This window comes from Burkholderia sp. THE68, assembly GCF_009938265.1.
Classification (GTDB): domain Bacteria; phylum Pseudomonadota; class Gammaproteobacteria; order Burkholderiales; family Burkholderiaceae; genus Caballeronia.
Genome location: NZ_AP022315.1, coordinates 867,657 through 883,721 on the forward strand (window position 1 = coordinate 867,657; position 16,065 = coordinate 883,721).

11 protein-coding genes are annotated in these 16,065 nt (G+C 66.1%); 7 read left to right on the plus strand and 4 right to left on the minus strand.

The features are described from left to right. Positions 1–80: 80 nt before the first annotated feature. Positions 81–1,133 carry a transporter gene (locus BTHE68_RS04155; RefSeq protein WP_232077900.1) on the plus strand — a complete coding sequence of 351 codons (1,053 nt, stop codon included), beginning with the start codon at positions 81–83 and terminating at the stop codon, positions 1,131–1,133. Between the two features lie 3 nt (positions 1,134–1,136). Here BTHE68_RS04155 and BTHE68_RS04160 read toward each other — a convergent pair whose 3' ends face one another. Beyond that, on the minus strand, positions 1,137–4,574 hold the full coding sequence (locus tag BTHE68_RS04160) for a DNA translocase FtsK (RefSeq protein WP_502710578.1): 3,438 nt from the start codon (positions 4,572–4,574) through the stop codon (positions 1,137–1,139). Between the two features lie 203 nt (positions 4,575–4,777). Beyond that, positions 4,778–5,341, minus strand: coding sequence for an META domain-containing protein (locus BTHE68_RS04165; RefSeq protein WP_162065259.1), 564 nt, complete (start codon positions 5,339–5,341; stop codon positions 4,778–4,780). Between the two features lie 266 nt (positions 5,342–5,607). Here BTHE68_RS04165 and purT point away from each other — a divergent pair, with 266 nt between their 5' ends. The 4 genes from purT (at position 5,608) to BTHE68_RS04180 (ending at position 9,450) form a co-directional block, all read left to right on the plus strand. Then, entirely contained in the window at positions 5,608–6,840 is a 1,233-nt protein-coding gene (gene purT, locus BTHE68_RS04170; protein WP_162065260.1) for a formate-dependent phosphoribosylglycinamide formyltransferase, read from the plus strand. A gap of 31 nt (positions 6,841–6,871) precedes the next feature. Further along, the gene (locus BTHE68_RS36575; protein ID WP_174257988.1) at positions 6,872–7,042 is read left to right on the plus strand and encodes a DUF6726 family protein; all 171 of its coding nucleotides are present in this window, start codon (positions 6,872–6,874) and stop codon (positions 7,040–7,042) included. A gap of 44 nt (positions 7,043–7,086) precedes the next feature. Further along, positions 7,087–7,443, plus strand: a complete 357-nt coding sequence (locus tag BTHE68_RS04175) for an MliC family protein (RefSeq protein ID WP_162066781.1) — start codon at positions 7,087–7,089, stop codon at positions 7,441–7,443. Between the two features lie 519 nt (positions 7,444–7,962). Continuing rightward, complete coding sequence (locus BTHE68_RS04180; RefSeq protein WP_162065261.1) at positions 7,963–9,450, plus strand: DEAD/DEAH box helicase; 1,488 nt, start codon at positions 7,963–7,965, stop codon at positions 9,448–9,450. Between the two features lie 66 nt (positions 9,451–9,516). Here the strand turns inward: BTHE68_RS04180 and gluQRS are convergent, their stop codons facing one another. Beyond that, positions 9,517–10,386: a tRNA glutamyl-Q(34) synthetase GluQRS gene (gluQRS, locus tag BTHE68_RS04185; protein ID WP_162065262.1), complete on the minus strand. Its 870-nt coding sequence runs from the start codon at positions 10,384–10,386 to the stop codon at positions 9,517–9,519. A 9-nt stretch (positions 10,387–10,395) separates the two neighbouring features. Beyond that, positions 10,396–11,256, minus strand: coding sequence for a sulfurtransferase (locus BTHE68_RS04190; protein WP_162065263.1), 861 nt, complete (start codon positions 11,254–11,256; stop codon positions 10,396–10,398). Between the two features lie 211 nt (positions 11,257–11,467). Here BTHE68_RS04190 and dnaE point away from each other — a divergent pair, with 211 nt between their 5' ends. Both dnaE and BTHE68_RS04200 read left to right on the plus strand, forming a co-directional pair. After that, a complete protein-coding gene (dnaE, locus tag BTHE68_RS04195) occupies positions 11,468–14,995 on the plus strand; it encodes a DNA polymerase III subunit alpha (protein ID WP_162065264.1) in 3,528 nt (1,175 codons plus the stop codon). Beyond that, positions 14,995–16,059 carry a glycosyltransferase family 4 protein gene (locus tag BTHE68_RS04200; protein WP_162065265.1) on the plus strand — a complete coding sequence of 355 codons (1,065 nt, stop codon included), beginning with the start codon at positions 14,995–14,997 and terminating at the stop codon, positions 16,057–16,059. The genes dnaE and BTHE68_RS04200 overlap by 1 nt, the downstream gene beginning before the upstream one ends. Positions 16,060–16,065: the final 6 nt, after the last annotated feature.

Here is a 16,065-nt window from a genome sequence, read left to right on the forward strand (position 1 = left end):
ATGTCCGATGCGCCTTTGCTGCCGCATCCGACTGAAAGGTGTACTGAGGAAATCGAAAGGTAATGGCAGGGAACGCAAGATTGAACACGACTCGCACGTTCGGCGCGCCCGAACGCCCGCTCAAGCGCGACGAGAGCGCGCCGCCGGGATTCATCAGTGCATTCGGCTTCGCGGGCGGCGAGGCGCTGCGGCTTTCGTGGGACGAAGCGCGCGCGTCCGTCGCGGGCGATGGCCCGACGTGGCTGCATCTGTCCGCGAACGACGACACCGTCGAAGGCTGGCTCGAAGGCGTCACGTCGATGCCGGATGTCGCGCGCGAGTTTCTGAACGGCGAGGACAAGCGCCCGCGCGTGCATATCGGGTCGAACTTCGTGTATGGCGTCGTCGCGGATCTGGAACTCGTCGCGAAGACGCCGGATGCCGCCGCGCCCGGCGCGCGCGAGGCGAACCGCGCGACCGGCGCGCTGCGCTTTTACGTCGACCGGCACCGCATGATCACCGTGCGCGCGCGGCCGCTGCAATCGACCGACCGGCTGCGTCACGCCGTGCTCGAAGGCACGATCTTCCGCGATACCGTCGATCTGTTCGCGGGCCTGATTCGCGCGCTGAACGATACCTTCGCGGACCGCATCGATGAAATCGGCGACTGTCTCGACGACGTCGAGGAAAGCGTGCTGGAGGGCGGGCATTCGAAATGCCGCGCGCTGCTGGGCGACGTGAGGCGGCGCATCGTGGAGGTGAAACGCTTCATCGATCCCGAGCGCAACGCGCTGACGCAGCTCGTGTTGCGCAGGCTGGAATGGGCCGAGCCGCGCTCGATGGAAGCGCTCGTGCAGGCGATACAGGTGCTGAATGGACTCGGCGGCGGTCTGGAAGGGCTCTACGAACGCGCGAAGCTGTTGCAGGATGAAATCGCCGCGGCGCTTTCGGAGGATATCAACCGCAAGCTGCTGTGGCTCGCGATCATGTCCGCGTTGCTGTTGCCCGCCACGCTCGTGACGGGCATCTTCGGCATGAACGTGGCGGGCTTGCCGGGCACGCACGATCCGGTTTCGTTCTGGGTCGTGATCGGCGTGATGGCGGGGTGCGCCGCCATCACGATCTTTCTGCTGCGCCGCCTGCGGCTCTGGTAGCCGTCACTCCGCCGGGCCGGGCGGCGCGAGCACTTCGCGGTTGCCGTTGTTGCTCATCGACGAGACCAGGCCCGCGCTTTCCATCTGCTCGACGAGGCGCGCCGCGCGGTTATAGCCGATACGCAACTGCCGCTGCACCGACGATATCGACGCGCGCCGCGTCCGCACGACGAACGCCACGGCTTCGTCGTAGAGCGGATCGGCTTCGGCGTCGGGCGAATCGCCGAACAGGTCCTGCGTGCCGCCTTCGGACGTCGGCCCGGACAGAATGCCTTCCTCGTACTCCGGCTCGCCGAACTGCTTCAGATACTCGACCACGCGATGCACTTCGTCGTCCGCGACGAACGCACCGTGCACGCGCTGCGGGTAGCCTGTGCCCGGCGGCAGGAACAGCATATCGCCCGCGCCGAGCAGCGACTCCGCGCCCATCTGGTCGAGAATCGTGCGCGAATCGATCTTCGACGACACCTGGAACGCCACCCGCGTCGGAATGTTCGCCTTGATGAGACCGGTGATCACGTCCACCGACGGCCGCTGCGTCGCGAGAATCAGGTGGATGCCGGCCGCGCGTGCCTTCTGCGCGAGCCGCGCGATCAACTGCTCGATCTGCTTGCCCGCGACCATCATCAGGTCGGCCAGTTCGTCGATGACCACGACAATGAGCGGCAGTGTCGCGAGCGGCTCGGGCGCATCGGGCGTGAGCGAGAACGGGTTCGTGAGCTTCTTGCCCGCGGCCTCGGTGTTGCGGATCTTCTGGTTGAAGCCCTGCAGATTGCGCACGCCGACCGCCGACATCAACCGGTAACGCTTCTCCATTTCGCCGACGCACCAGTTGAGCGCGTTCGACGCGAGCTTCATGTCGGTTACGACCGGCGCGAGCAGATGCGGAATGCCTTCGTAGACGGACAGCTCCAGCATCTTCGGATCGATCATGATGAGGCGCACGTCCTCGGGCTTCGCCTTGTAGAGCAGCGAGAGGATCATCGCATTGATCGCGACCGATTTGCCCGAGCCCGTCGTGCCCGCGACGAGCATGTGCGGCGCCTTCGCCAGATCCGTCACGACCGGATTGCCGACGATGTCCTTGCCCATCGCGATGGTCAGATTCGACTTCGAGTTGCGATAGACGTCGTCCTCCAGGATCTCGGAGAGGCGGATCATCTGGCGCTTCGCGTTCGGCAGTTCGAGGCCCATGCAGGTCTTGCCGGGAATCGTCTCGACGACGCGGATCGACGTGAGGCCGAGACCGCGCGACAGATCCTTCATCAGCCCGACGATCTGGCTGCCGCGCACGCCGAGCGCCGGCTCGACCTCAAAGCGCGTGATGACCGGACCCGCCGACGCGCCGACCACGGTCACCGGCACCTTGAATTCCTGCAGACGCTGCTCGATGAGCTGACCGGTTTCCATCAGGCGTTCTTCGGAGACCGGCTCGATTTCGCCGGACGCGGGTTCTAGCAGATCGAGCGTCGGCAATTCAACCGCCGATGCATGCGGCGCGTGGAACTCGAATTCGGTCGGCGCGGAGCCGCGCACCGGAGCGCGCGGTTCGGGCGGGGAGGGCGGTGTCGTGGCCGGCTGAGGCGCGCTGACCATGACCGGAAAGCGCACGATATTCGATGGCGACGCGAATTCTTCTTCCTCGACCTCTGGCCTTGGCGACGGCGCTTCATCGACGATGTGCAGAAGCGGCGGGGCAGGGGGCTCGTGTTCGTCGCTGTTCGAATCGAGGGCGTCCAGCCACGGTGGCGTCTGCACGATGTCGCGCAAGTCGGTTTCCGGTTCTGATGCTCGCGGTGCGGACGGCGTGTCGAAGTGCGCGGGCTCCGGTTCTTGCGCCGGGATTTCCTCGATGATCGTTTCGCGTGCCGCTGGCACAGCCAGCTCGATCGGCGCGATATCGGGTGCCGATGGTTCCGGCAGGCGCATGTCGAACAGCGGCGGCGGCTCGACGAGCGTCGGCGCGATTGCGTGAGCATCGATCAGCGGCGTCTCGATGCGTTCCTCGGTTTCCATGATTTCGACCGGCGCTGGCGTCTCTGGCTGCATGAGCGCTTCATGCTCCGCTTCGACGAGGGCCGGCGTGGGTTCATCGGCGGTCACCGGCTCCGACGTCTCCATGCCCGGTTGAACGGCGGGTTGTCCGGCGCGCGCCATCGCAACATGTCCGCGAGCGAGACTGGCGCCGGCGAGCGATGTCCACATCGCGGCCTTTTCCTCGATGGAGCGCAGCGTCGCCTGAATCGCTTCCGCTGCGGGCGGCGCCGCGGGCGGTCCGGGCGGCGCGGCCGGGCGCGAGAAGGCGGGCGCGTCGAGCGGCACGGGCGTGAACTCGCGCGAGGCGGGGTTCACGGCCGGGCGCACCGGCGCGCGTCTGAAGCCCTGCGGCGCCTGCGGCAGCGGCGGTTTGCGAGCGGCGCTCACACCCACGGCGACCGATGTCGACGCGCTCGCCACGCCCGACATCCGTTGCGCGGGCATCGACGTCACCGGACTGCGCGGGCGATCCATGCGCGGCGCGCTGGGCGTCGGCGTCGGGGTCGGCACGCGCGGTTTGTCGGCGGCGACGGACGCGCGCAAGCCCGAGCCCGACGGCTCGAACGAGGATGCCTGACGCGGCGCAAACTGCGCGCGCGCGTCGCGATTCACCGATGACGCGGACAGGTTCGACCAGCCCGCAGGCGCGACCGGCTCCGTCTGCGTCAACGGACGCGCGACGCCGGCAGCCTCAAAGGCGGGGCGTTTGGCGTAAGCCTCGGCGGTGGCGACGGCGCTCGCGGCGGCCGCCACGGTGCGGCTGGCGGCGCTTTTGGCTTGCGCAGGCGGCCGCCACGCGGTCGGCCGCTGATAGCGGCTGCTGCGGAGGCCGGTCGGGAGGCCGAGCGTCGGCTCCTCGGGCGACGTGCGGGGCAGCGACGCATCGAAACGCTCGGCGCGAAGACCACGTTCCTGCGATTCGCGCGACGCCTTCGCGCGGGCGCGACGCTCGAACCAGCCGACGGATTTGTCGCGGCTGGCGGCGCTCTGCCGGGGCTCGCTGTCGCGCTCGCGCGGCGCGAGCCATGTTTGTGGCAAGCCGAAGCCGAATGCTTCATCGGCCCACGCAAGCACCGAACGCCAACTGAACTCGACGAGCCACGGCAGGAAGATCGCGAGCGCGATGGCCGCGATCGCGCCCGCGCCGCCCGGATGCGCAATGCCGCTCAGCGCGGAGGCGAGTGCGCGTCCGCCGCGATTGATGTTCGCCTGCGTTTCGAAAGAGCCCGCGAGCACGCCTTCGAGCGTGCAGCTTGCGAGCAGCACGGCAATAAAGCCGAGCCAGAGGCGGATGGTGCCGGGGCCGCGCACCCCGCTGCCGCCCGGCAGCGCCAGTTTGACGACGCGCCAGAAGAGCGGAAGAAACCAGACCACGGATGCACCGAACCAGCCGAGAACTACCATGTGCATGCTTGAGATTGAATCAATGTTGTGTGAAACGAATGAGACTGCTGCCCGGACGCGCCGATTTCGGCTGCGGGCCGGACGGTTCGATCGAGCAGTTTAACGGGTGGCGCGGGGTGCCGTGCGGCCGCAACGCGCCTGCCGCAACTACGCAACACCTCTTTTCGACAAAGCTTGCGGCGCGCTCCCGCGCGCCGGGACGTTCACTTCGCGCGCGGCGCAAAGGTGAGGACCTGACCGTCGTCGAGCGTCAGTTGCAGCGCTTGCGGCGGCAGCATCTGCACGCCGCTTTTCGCGATATGCGCGAGTGCATCGAGATACGGGCGTTCCAGCGCGGCGCCCGCGCCGGATACGCACGCCATGCGCGTACCGGCAAGCGGGCCGAAGCTGAGCTTGCCGTCCTTCAGGTCATAGGCGCCGCTGAAGCGATTGCAGCCCGAGAAGCCGCTGGCCTGGCGCCGGCCGTTCGCGGTCGAGAAATCGAGCGTGAGCGGCTTCGCGCCGTTCTCATCGGCGTGCGGCACGGCGCGCGGCTGGCCGCTCGCGTCGGTCCAGCTGGTGAGGGTCCATTGCGTATCGTCGAGCAATTGCGTGGCGGCGGGATTATAAGGATCGGCGGGCGGCGCGCTGGCGTCGGGGTGTCTCGGCATCGCGCAACCGGCGACGACGCTCGCTACCACGAGCAGCGCGCACGCGCGCGAGACCAGCGACGATGAGCGCGGCGAACGCGAAGAAGAAGCGGACGCGCGAAGGAAGTGCGTGGGCATCGATGATCCTGAAGCTGGCGAAACCGTAAGGGTATCGCACGCGTCCTACGGTTTGTCTAGCACCCGTGTGCAACAAAATGAGCAGCAAAGTGGCCGGAACGCGGATTTCGCTCTTGATCGCGCCGGGGAATTCCGAAGTGCATTCGTGTGTCAATACCGTCTGTAAGCACGCTGTCAATAGACCGGATGGCAAAGTGTTGCGCGCCGCGCTGCGTGTTAACATCGCGCCCAATTCAGCCGCTTTCCGATCCGATTCTGGAGCACTTATGCAGACCGATCCACTCCGCGCCGGCGCCACCCGCATCGGCACGCCGCTTTCTTCCAACGCCACGCGCGTGATGCTGCTCGGCGCGGGCGAACTCGGCAAGGAAGTGATCATCGCGCTGCAGCGGCTGGGCGTCGAGGTGATCGCCGTGGATCGCTATGCGAACGCGCCGGGGCATCAGGTCGCGCATCGCGCGCACGTGATCGACATGACCGACGCCGCCGCGCTGCGCGCGCTCGTCGAAAAAGAACAGCCGCATCTGATCGTGCCGGAGATCGAAGCGATCGCCACCGACGCGCTCGCCGGGATCGAAGCGGCAGGGCTTGCCACCGTCATCCCGACCGCCCGTGCCACGCAACTCACGATGAATCGCGAAGGCATCCGGCGTCTCGCCGCCGAGGAGCTCGGTCTGCCGACATCGCCGTACGCGTTCGCGCAGTCGCTCGACGAGATGAAGGCGGCGATCGCACGGATTGGTTTTCCGTGTGTCGTGAAGCCGGTGATGTCGTCGTCGGGCAAGGGACAATCGGTGCTGAAAAGCGACGCCGACGTCGAACCCGCCTGGAATTACGCGATGGCGGGCGGGCGCGTGAATCACGGGCGCGTGATCGTCGAGGGCTTCATCGACTTTGAATACGAAATCACGCAGCTGACCGTGCGCGCGGCGGACCCCGCGAGCGGCGAGACGCAGACGTATTTCTGCGATCCGATCGGGCACGTTCAGGTCGCGGGCGACTACGTCGAATCGTGGCAGCCGCAGGCGATGAGCCCCGCGGCGCTCGCGAAAGCGCGCGATGTCGCCGCAAAGGTGACGACCGCGCTCGGCGGACGGGGACTTTTCGGCGTCGAGCTGTTCGTGCGCGGCGACGACGTGTGGTTCTCGGAAGTGAGCCCGCGCCCGCACGACACCGGTCTCGTCACGCTCGCGACGCAGCGCTTCTCGGAATTCGAACTGCACGCGCGCGCCATCCTCGGCTTGCCCGTCGATACCTCGTTGCGCGAGCCGGGCGCGTCCGCCGTGATCTACGGCGGTCTGGACGAGGCGGGCATCGCGTTCGAGGGCGTGGCGGACGCGCTCGCCGTGCCGGGCGCGGATCTGCGGCTGTTCGGCAAACCGGAGAGCTTCGCGAAGCGCCGCATGGGCGTCGCGCTCGCGACGGGCGTCGGCACCGACGAAGCCCGCGAACGCGCCAAGCTCGCGGCGTCGAAAGTCAGGCCGGTAACGGCCAGGTAACCGGCGCGCGGGCGCCGGCGGGAGTAAGAACGTGAAATGGAAAGTGCTGGCCGTGCTCGTCGCGGCGTCCTTCTGCCTGTCGGGCTGCGGCCTCGCGGCGGCGCCATGCCGGATCGCGTCGGCGGGGCTGAAGATCGTGCCGGTCGTCGGCCACGTCGCGGCCGCGCCAACCGATGCATGCGCCGCCGTGATCGATCCGTGAACGGCGACGCTCGCACCGACATTTAACGATTCGAGAACAAGATGATGAAACGACTTCTCGCCGTTACGCTCGCGTCGCTCGGTGCGCAGGCCGCGCTGGCGATGCCCCTCACCGTGCCGCAGATCCAGACCGCGTCGACGCAAACCACGCGCTACGACTGCAAGGACGGCAAGAGCGTGTCCGTTCAGTACACGAACACGCGCAACCATCAGAGTTTCGCGGCGCTGACCGTCGACGGGCGCAAACTGCTGTTCGTGAACGTGGTCGCGGGATCGGGCGCCAGATACGTCGCCGATCAATACACGTGGTGGACCAAGGGCCCGCAGGCCAATCTCTACGACGAAATGGCCGCGAAGGATTCCCCGCCGCTGCTTGCGGATTGCGAGGCGCGCAAGAAGTAGGCGCGCCGCGTGCTGGCATCCGGTCCGGGACGCGCTTTCGCGCCGTGCGGGCGTCCCGGCGCTCGGTGCTACAATGTGCGGCTTTCCGGCAGTGAGCGTCACCGCCGGGCCGAATCGCGGATTTTTCCCGGCGTCGCCGTTCGATGCCGGCTTGAGCGGCGAACGGCATGCGGGACCTCGAGCGAGCCGCCGCTCGACCAGAACGAGCGATGCGTGCCATGAAGGCGTCATCGAAACCGTGTTCCATCGGCGCGCGGGCTCGCGAACCGAAGCGAGTCAAATGAGCGAGCCAGTGAGCGGGCGACCGAGGCTCGATGAACCGGCCGCCTGGTCCACGCGCATGTTGCGCCTGACCGATGCGCCGCGTGCGCCAACGCCTGACCGATGCGCCGCGTGCGCCAACGAAACCCATCCGTTCAAGCAAGCGATCGCGACGATCGACCGAACCACCCGACCGCCGCCCGATTTTTCACGCGCGCGCCGCAGCGCGGCACTTTAGCGAAAGCACATATAGTCACCATGTCTGATTCCGTCGCCATGAACACGTCCACCGCACAGGCCGCCGCGCCGACGTTCGACCAGTTCGGATTGTCCGCCGACATCCTGAAAGCGGTGAGCGAGTCCGGCTACACCATACCCACGCCGATCCAGGCGCAGGCGATCCCGGTCGTCCTCGCGGGCCGCGATGTCATGGGCGCCGCGCAGACCGGCACCGGCAAGACCGCGAGTTTCTCGCTGCCGATCATCCAGCGCCTGCTGCCGTCGGCGAACACGAGCGCGTCGCCGGCGCGCCATCCGGTGCGCGCGCTGATGCTCACGCCGACGCGCGAACTCGCCGATCAGGTCGCCGCCAACGTGCAGACCTACTCGAAGCACACGCCGCTGCGCAGCACGGTCGTGTTCGGCGGCGTCGACATGAATCCGCAGTCCGACGCGCTGCGCCGCGGCGTCGAAATCCTGATCGCGACGCCCGGGCGACTGCTCGATCACGTCCAGCAGAAGACGGTCAATCTCGGCCAGGTGCAGATGCTCGTGCTCGACGAAGCCGACCGCATGCTGGACATGGGCTTTCTTCCCGACCTGCAGCGCATCCTGAATCTGTTGCCGAAGGAACGTCAGACGCTGCTGTTCTCGGCAACTTTCTCGCCTGAAATCAAGAAGCTTGCGGCCACCTACCTGCGCGATCCGCAAACGATCGAAGTCGCGCGCAGCAATTCGACCGCCACCAACGTGCGCCAGATCGTCTTCGAGGTGCACGAGAGCGACAAGTCCGGCGCGGTCGCGCAACTGATTCGCGAGCGCGAACTGAAGCAGGTGATCGTGTTCTGCAACAGCAAGATCGGCGCGAGCCGGCTCGCGCGCGTGCTGGAGCGCGATGGCATCATCGCGACGGCGATTCACGGCGACCGCTCGCAGAGCGAACGTATGCAGGCGCTCGACGCGTTCAAGCGCGGCGAGGTCGAGGCGCTCGTCGCGACGGACGTGGCCGCGCGCGGTCTCGATATCGCGGAGTTGCCGGCGGTCATCAACTTCGATCTGCCGTTCAACGCGGAAGATTACGTCCACCGCATCGGCCGCACGGGGCGCGCGGGCGCCTCGGGCGATGCGCTGTCGCTGTGCAGCGCGAACGAGCGCAAGCAGCTTGCCGATATCGAAAAGCTCATCAAGCGTCCGCTCGAAGTCGAGCAACTCGTCGTCGCGACGCGGGTGCACCGCGACGGTTCGGCGCCGCCGCGCCGCGACGAGCGCTTCGGCCGCCCGGAGCGCGGCGAGCATCGCCATGCGCCGCGTGAGGAAGCGGGTTCGCGTCGCCGTGCGACGGGCTCGCACGACCGTCCGCGCGGCCGTCAGCAGCCCGTCGACGAATTTTTCCTGAAGCCTTACGAGCCATCGCCGTCGGCGATGAAGCGTCACGAGGAAACGGCCGAGCCGGAACGCAAGAGCGCGCCGAAGCAGCCGCTCGCGGCCTTGCTCGGCGGTTTGGGCATGCCGCGCAAATCGTCCTGATCTCCAAGGTGCCGAAGTGAAAAAGGCAGCCCGTGTGGCTGCCTTTTTTGTGTCTGGAAAAAGGATTCAGTGCCCGAAGCGCTTCGCCCATTCTGTCGTCGCGGCGCTGTAGAACGCTTCGATCGAATGCGCCGGCACATTGATATCCAGATGCCGCGCCGCCTCGGCGAGCGCATCGAGCGGCGCGTTGCGGTCGAGCGGCGCGGCACCCGTCTGCTTGCTGAGTTTTTCGCCGATGGAGTTGTTCACGACCGGCACGTGCAGATAAGCCGGCGTCGGTACGCCCAGGCACTGCTGGAGATAGATCTGCCGCGCGGTCGAATCGAGCAGATCGGCGCCGCGCACGACGTCCGTGATCGCGGCGTCGGCGTCATCGACGATCACGGCGAGTTGATAAGCCCACAGTCCGTCCGCGCGCTTCAGCGCGAAATCGCCGACTTCGGTCGCGAGATCCTGCGTCTGCGGCCCCTGCCAGCGATCGACGAAACCGATGCGCGCCGCGTCTTCCTCCGGCACGCGCAGACGCCATGCGCGCGCGGGCTTGCCGTGCAGGCCATCGCGGCACGTGCCCGGATACGCGAGCGTCGCATGACGCGCATGCGCGTGAACGAGCGAATCGGCGATTTCGCGCCGCGTGCAGCCGCACGGATAGATCAGGCCCGTCTGCTCGAGACGCTCGAACGCCGCCGCGTAGGCCGCGCCGCGCTCGCTTTGCCAGACTGGCGGCTCGTCCGAATGCATGCCGAAGTGCGCGAGCGTCGCGAGGATGTCATCGGCGGCGCCGGGCACGCTGCGCGGCGTATCGACGTCTTCGATCCGCACGATCCAGCGTCCGCCATGCGCGCGCGCATCGAGAAAACTCGCGAGCGCGCTGACGAGCGAGCCCGCGTGCAGCGGTCCGGTGGGCGAGGGCGCGAAGCGGCCGCGATAGGTCATCGAATACGGTTACGCCGCCTGACCGATGGCGTCCGGATGGCACGCCGGACACGTCTCGCCCGGCTTGTAGAACGGCGACTGCTGATCTTCCTCGCTGACCACCGCGCGGCAGCCGAAGCATTGGGCCGTCGCGGTCGGCTGCAGGTTCGGATCGAGCGCCGTGCGGTAATCGAACACGAAGCACTCGCCGTTGTAATGCGCGCCGCCCACTTCCTCGAAATACTTCAGGATGCCGCCTTCGAGCTGATAAACGTGCTCGATGCCCACTTCCTTCATGTGAATCGCGGCCTTTTCACAGCGAATACCGCCCGTGCAGAACGACACGACGGTCTTGCCTTCCATGTCCGCGCGATTCTGCTCGATCACCTGCGGAAACTCGCTGAATTTCGTGATGCGGTAATCGAGGGCATTGTCGAACGTGCCGACATCGACTTCGAACGCGTTGCGCGTGTCTAGCATGACGACCGGACGGCCTTCGTCGTCGTGGCCGCGGTCGAGCCAGCTCTTGAGCGTGGGGGCATCGACGGAAGGCGCGCGGCCGAGTTCCGGCTTGATCGCGGGCTTTTTCATCGTGATGATTTCGCGCTTCAGTTTGACCAGCATGCGGCGAAACGGCTGCTTCGCGGAGAGGCTTTCCTTGAATTGCAGATCCGCGAAGCGGCCGCCGAAAAGCGCGTCGGCATGAATGTAGTCGATGAATTCGCGGACTTCGGCAACCGGCCCGGCGATGAAAAGGTTGATGCCCTCCGGCGCCAGCAGAATCGTGCCCTTCAGCCCGAGCGCGTTGCAGCGTTCGGCGACGAGCGGCCGCCACGCGGGGCCGTCTTCGATGGTGACGAATTTGTAGGCGGAGAGGTTCAGAATGCTCATGATCGGACGATGCGCCTGACGGCTGTAACGGGTAAAAAGTGCGGATAAACATCCGGCACAAAACACGTATTATCCCGCAAACGGCACGCATCCTCGCCCGATTCGCGGCGGCGCGTCGCCGGCCCTTGCGCCTGCGCAATTTCCGCAGCGCGCGTGGGCCTTATCCGTTCGGCCAGCGCGCGCCGGAGCCGCCGTCTTCGCGAAAGCCCGCATGTACAATACCGCCATGTCAGATCCCCGCTTCGTTCATCTCCGCGTCCACTCCGAATTCTCGATCGCCGACGGCATCGTGCGACTGGACGACGTCGTCAAGGCTGCCGCAAAAGACGGGCAAGGCGCACTCGCGCTGACCGATCTCGGCAACGCATTCGGTCTGGTGCGCTTCTACAAGGAAGCACGCGGCAAGGGCGTGAAACCCATCGCCGGCTGCGACGTCTGGATCACCAATCCCGACGATCGCGACAAGCCTTCGCGCCTGCTCCTGCTCGTGCGCGACAAACAGGGCTATCTCAATCTGTGCGAACTGCTGAGCCGGGCGTGGCTGACGAATCAGTATCGCGGCCGCGCCGAGGTGATGGTCGAATGGCTCGAAGGCGGTCTGGCTGAAGGGCTGCTCGCGCTTTCGGGCGCGCAGACGGGCGATATCGGCATGGCGCTCGCGGCGGGCAATGCGGCCAGTGCGCAGCGCAATGCCGAACGCTGGGCCAGGCTCTTTCCGAACGCGTTCTATATCGAATTGCAGCGCGCGGGTCAGCCGGGCGAGCAGGGGTACATTCAGGAAGCCGTCGCGCTGGCCGCGAAACTGAAGCTTCCCGTTGTCGCCACGCATCCGCTGCAGTTCATGACGGCGGACGACTACACCGCGCACGAAGCGCGCGTGTGTATTTCCGAAGGCGATATCCTCGCGAATCCGCGCCGTCAGAAGCGCTTCACGACGGATCAGTACTTCCGCACCCAGGACGAAATGTGCGCGCTCTTCGCGGACATTCCGTCGGCGCTCGCGAACACTGTGGAGATCGCGAAGCGCTGCAATCTGACGCTCGAACTCGGCAAGCCGAAGCTGCCGCTTTTCCCCACGCCCGATGGCATGTCGCTCGACGACTATCTCATCCAGTTGTCGAAGGAAGGGCTCGAAGTTCGCCTGCAGCAGCTCTATCCCGATGAGACCGAACGCGCCGCGCAGCGCGAGACGTACTACGCGCGTCTGAACTTCGAGTGCGGCACCATCATCAAGATGGGCTTTCCGGGCTACTTCCTGATCGTCGCCGACTTCATCATGTGGGCGAAGAACAACGGCGTGCCGGTCGGTCCGGGCCGCGGTTCGGGCGCGGGCTCGCTCGTCGCTTACGCGCTCGGCATCACGGACCTCGACCCGCTGCGCTACAACCTGCTGTTCGAGCGCTTCCTGAATCCGGAACGCGTGTCGATGCCCGACTTCGACATCGACTTCTGTCAGGAAGGGCGCGATCGCGTCATCCAGTATGTGAAGGGCAAGTACGGCGCCGACGCCGTCTCGCAGATCGCGACCTTCGGCACGATGGCCGCGAAGGCCGCGGTACGCGACATCGGCCGCGTGCTCGATCTCGGCTATATGTTCACGGACGGCGTCGCGAAGCTGATTCCGTTCAAGCCGGGCAAGCACGTGACCATCGCGGACGCGATGAAGGAAGAGCCGACGCTGCAGGAGCGCTTCGATTCCGAAGACGAAGTGCATCAGCTGCTCGAACTCGCGCAACGCGTGGAAGGGCTGACGCGTAACGTCGGCATGCACGCGGGCGGCGTGTTGATCGCGCCGGGCAAGCTCACGGATTTCTGCCCGCTCTATACGCAGGGCGAAGACGGCGGCGTCGTCAGTCAGTACGACAAGGACGATGTCGAAGCCGTCGGCCTGGTGAAGTTCGACTTTCTGGGTCTGACCACGCTCACGATTCTCGACTGGGCCGAGCGCTATATCCGCCGTCTCGATCCGTCGAAGCAGGACTGGAATCTCGCGCAGGTGCCGCTCGACGATCCGGCCTCGTTCTCGATTCTGAAGAAAGCCAACACCGTCGCCGTGTTCCAGCTTGAAAGCCGCGGCATGCAGGGCATGCTGAAGGACGCTCAGCCGGACCGCTTCGAAGACATCATCGCGCTGGTGGCGCTGTATCGTCCGGGCCCGATGGATCTGATCCCGAGTTTCTGCGCGCGCAAGCACGGACGCGAGATCGTCGAGTATCCGGACCCGCGCGTCGAGCCCGTCCTGAAAGAGACCTACGGCATCATGGTCTATCAGGAGCAGGTGATGCAGATGGCGCAGATCATCGGCGGCTACTCGCTCGGCGGCGCGGACTTGCTGCGTCGCGCGATGGGCAAGAAGAAGCCCGAGGAAATGGCCGAGCATCGCGAGATCTTCGCGGAAGGCGCGGCCAGGAACGGCCTCACGCGCGCGAAGGCGGACGAGACCTTCGACCTGATGGAGAAGTTCGCGGGCTACGGCTTCAACAAGTCGCACGCGGCGGCGTATGCGTTGCTCGCCTATCACACGGCGTGGCTGAAGGCGCATCATCCGGCGGAATTCATGGCGGCCAACATGTCGCTCGCGATGGACGACACCGACAAGGTGAAGATCCTGTTCGAGGACTGCATCGGCAATGGCATGAAGGTGCTGCCGCCGGACATCAATCAGTCGGCATATCGTTTCGAGCCGGTCGCGCAGGCCGATGGCACGCGCTCGAAGACCATTCGCTATGGCCTCGGCGCGGTGAAGGGCAGCGGCCAGAACGCGATCGAGGAAATCCTGCGCGCGCGCGAGGACGGTCCGTTCGTCGATCTGTTCGACTTCTGCGAACGCATCGACCGACGTGTCGTGAATCGCCGCACGGTCGAGGCGCTGATCCGCTCGGGCGCGTTCGACACGCTGCATGCGAATCGCGCGCAGTTGCTGGCCTCGGTGCCGCTCGCGATGGAAGCCGCCGATCAGGCCGCCGCCAACGCGATGCAGGCCGGCCTCTTCGACATGGGCGACGCGCCGCTAGCAAAGCACGAGTACGTCGACGAAGCCGAGTGGTCGGACAAGAAGCGTCTGCAGGAAGAGAAGACCGCGCTCGGCTTCTATCTGTCCGGGCATCTGTTCGATGCCTACAAGGGCGAAGTGCGCCGCTTCGTGCGCCAGAAGATCGGCGAACTGAAGGAAGGACGCGACAAGCTGGTTGCCGGCGTGATATCGGCGATGCGCACGCAAATGACCCAGCGCGGCAAGATGCTGATCGTCAATCTCGACGACGGCAGCGGCCAGTGCGAAGTCACCGTGTTCAACGAACAGTTCGAAGCGAACAAGGCGCTCTTCAAGGAAGACGAGCTGCTCGTCGTGCAGGGGCAGGCGCGCAACGACGCGTTCACCGGCGGCATCCGCTTCACTGTCGATACGGCGATGGACCTCGAACGCGCGCGCAGCCGCTACGCGCAGTCCGTGAAGGTCGAGATGAACGGCAATGCAGACTCTGTGCGTCTGCGCCGTGTGCTCGAAGCGCATGCGGCGGGCGCGCAGGAAGCGCCGCCGCCGGCTCCGGCGCGCGAGAACGGCCGCTCGCGTCAAGCCGCGCCGATTCCGAACGGCCTGAACGTGAGCATCGTCTATCGCAGCGAGCATGCCGAAGGCGAAGTGCGCCTCGGCGACGCGTGGCGCGTCAAGCCCACCGACGACCTCATCACGGCGCTGCGCGGCGAATTCGCGGGCAGCGCGATCGAAATCGTCTACTGATGCGTATCGGCATCTCGGCGAATGCGCTGAAGCATTCGGGCGGCCTCGAGCGCTACGCGATGGACCTCGTGCGCGGCCTCGCCGCCGCGGGTTTCGACGGCAAGCAAAAGCCCGCGTTCTTCGCGCGCAAGATCGATCTCTCGCTGCCCGAAAGCAGGTTGATCGAACCGCATCGCATCAAGGTGTCGTTTCTGCCGGGCAAGCTGCGCGATGCGTATTTTTCGTGGGCGCTCAAGCGCGCGCGCAAACGCGCGAAGGTCGATGTGCTTATCGGCTGCAATCGCGTGGAAGGTTCGGAAATTGCCATTTGCGGCGGCACGCACATCGGCTTTCTGCGCGCGACCGGGCGGCGCGAGAAGCGCTCGGACACGCGCCAGATCGCGCTGGAGCGTCGTCAGTACGCTGGCGCGAAGGTGATCGTCGCGCATTCGGACATGATGAGCGACGAGCTGCGCGCGTTGTACGGCGTCGACGTCCGGAAAATCCGCGTGCTGTATCCGCCCGTCGACGGCGCGCGCTTCTCGCCGGTCGATGCCACCGCGCGCGCGCGTCTGCGCGAGCAGTTCGGCTTCAAGCCCGATGAAACCGTGCTGCTGTTTCCGTCGAGCAGTCATGTGCGCAAGGGCTTGCCGCTGATCGAGAAGGCGCTCGCCGGGATGAACGTGGTCGTCGCGGTGGCGGGGCGCGCGCCGGACAAGCCCGCGGCGAACGTGCGCTATGTCGGCTATGCGAAGAACATCGAAGACGCGTATCGCGCGGCGGATTTCACGATTCTCGCGTCGAGCTACGAGCCGTTCGGGCTGGTCGGCATAGAGTCGGTGATGTGCGGCACGCCGGTGATCTTTCCGGCGTGCATCGGCTGCTGCGATGCAATCGCCGATCACGCGAAGCACGTCTTCAGATCGGGCGACGCCGACGATCTGCGCCGCACGGTGCTCGACGCCATCGATACGCGCCGCGCCACGCCACGCGTATCGGGCGATGCCGTGCGCTATGACACGAGCGTCGATTCGCACGTTCGCGCATTGCTCGATCTCGCGGGCGACATCAATCAGAAACGCTGAGACGCC

Excerpts from the sequence above, each read along its gene's own strand:
- BTHE68_RS04160 (WP_502710578.1), bottom strand. The coding sequence starts at position 4,574 with ATGGTAGTTCTCGGCTGGTTCGGTGCATCCGTGGTCTGGTTTCTTCCG.
- BTHE68_RS04165 (WP_162065259.1), bottom strand. The coding sequence starts at position 5,341 with ATGCCCACGCACTTCCTTCGCGCGTCCGCTTCTTCTTCGCGTTCGCCG.
- purT (WP_162065260.1), top strand. The coding sequence starts at position 5,608 with ATGCAGACCGATCCACTCCGCGCCGGCGCCACCCGCATCGGCACGCCG.
- BTHE68_RS04175 (WP_162066781.1), top strand. The coding sequence starts at position 7,087 with ATGAAACGACTTCTCGCCGTTACGCTCGCGTCGCTCGGTGCGCAGGCC.
- BTHE68_RS04180 (WP_162065261.1), top strand. The coding sequence starts at position 7,963 with ATGTCTGATTCCGTCGCCATGAACACGTCCACCGCACAGGCCGCCGCG.
- gluQRS (WP_162065262.1), bottom strand. The coding sequence starts at position 10,386 with ATGACCTATCGCGGCCGCTTCGCGCCCTCGCCCACCGGACCGCTGCAC.
- BTHE68_RS04190 (WP_162065263.1), bottom strand. The coding sequence starts at position 11,256 with ATGAGCATTCTGAACCTCTCCGCCTACAAATTCGTCACCATCGAAGAC.
- dnaE (WP_162065264.1), top strand. The coding sequence starts at position 11,468 with ATGTACAATACCGCCATGTCAGATCCCCGCTTCGTTCATCTCCGCGTC.
- BTHE68_RS04200 (WP_162065265.1), top strand. The coding sequence starts at position 14,995 with ATGCGTATCGGCATCTCGGCGAATGCGCTGAAGCATTCGGGCGGCCTC.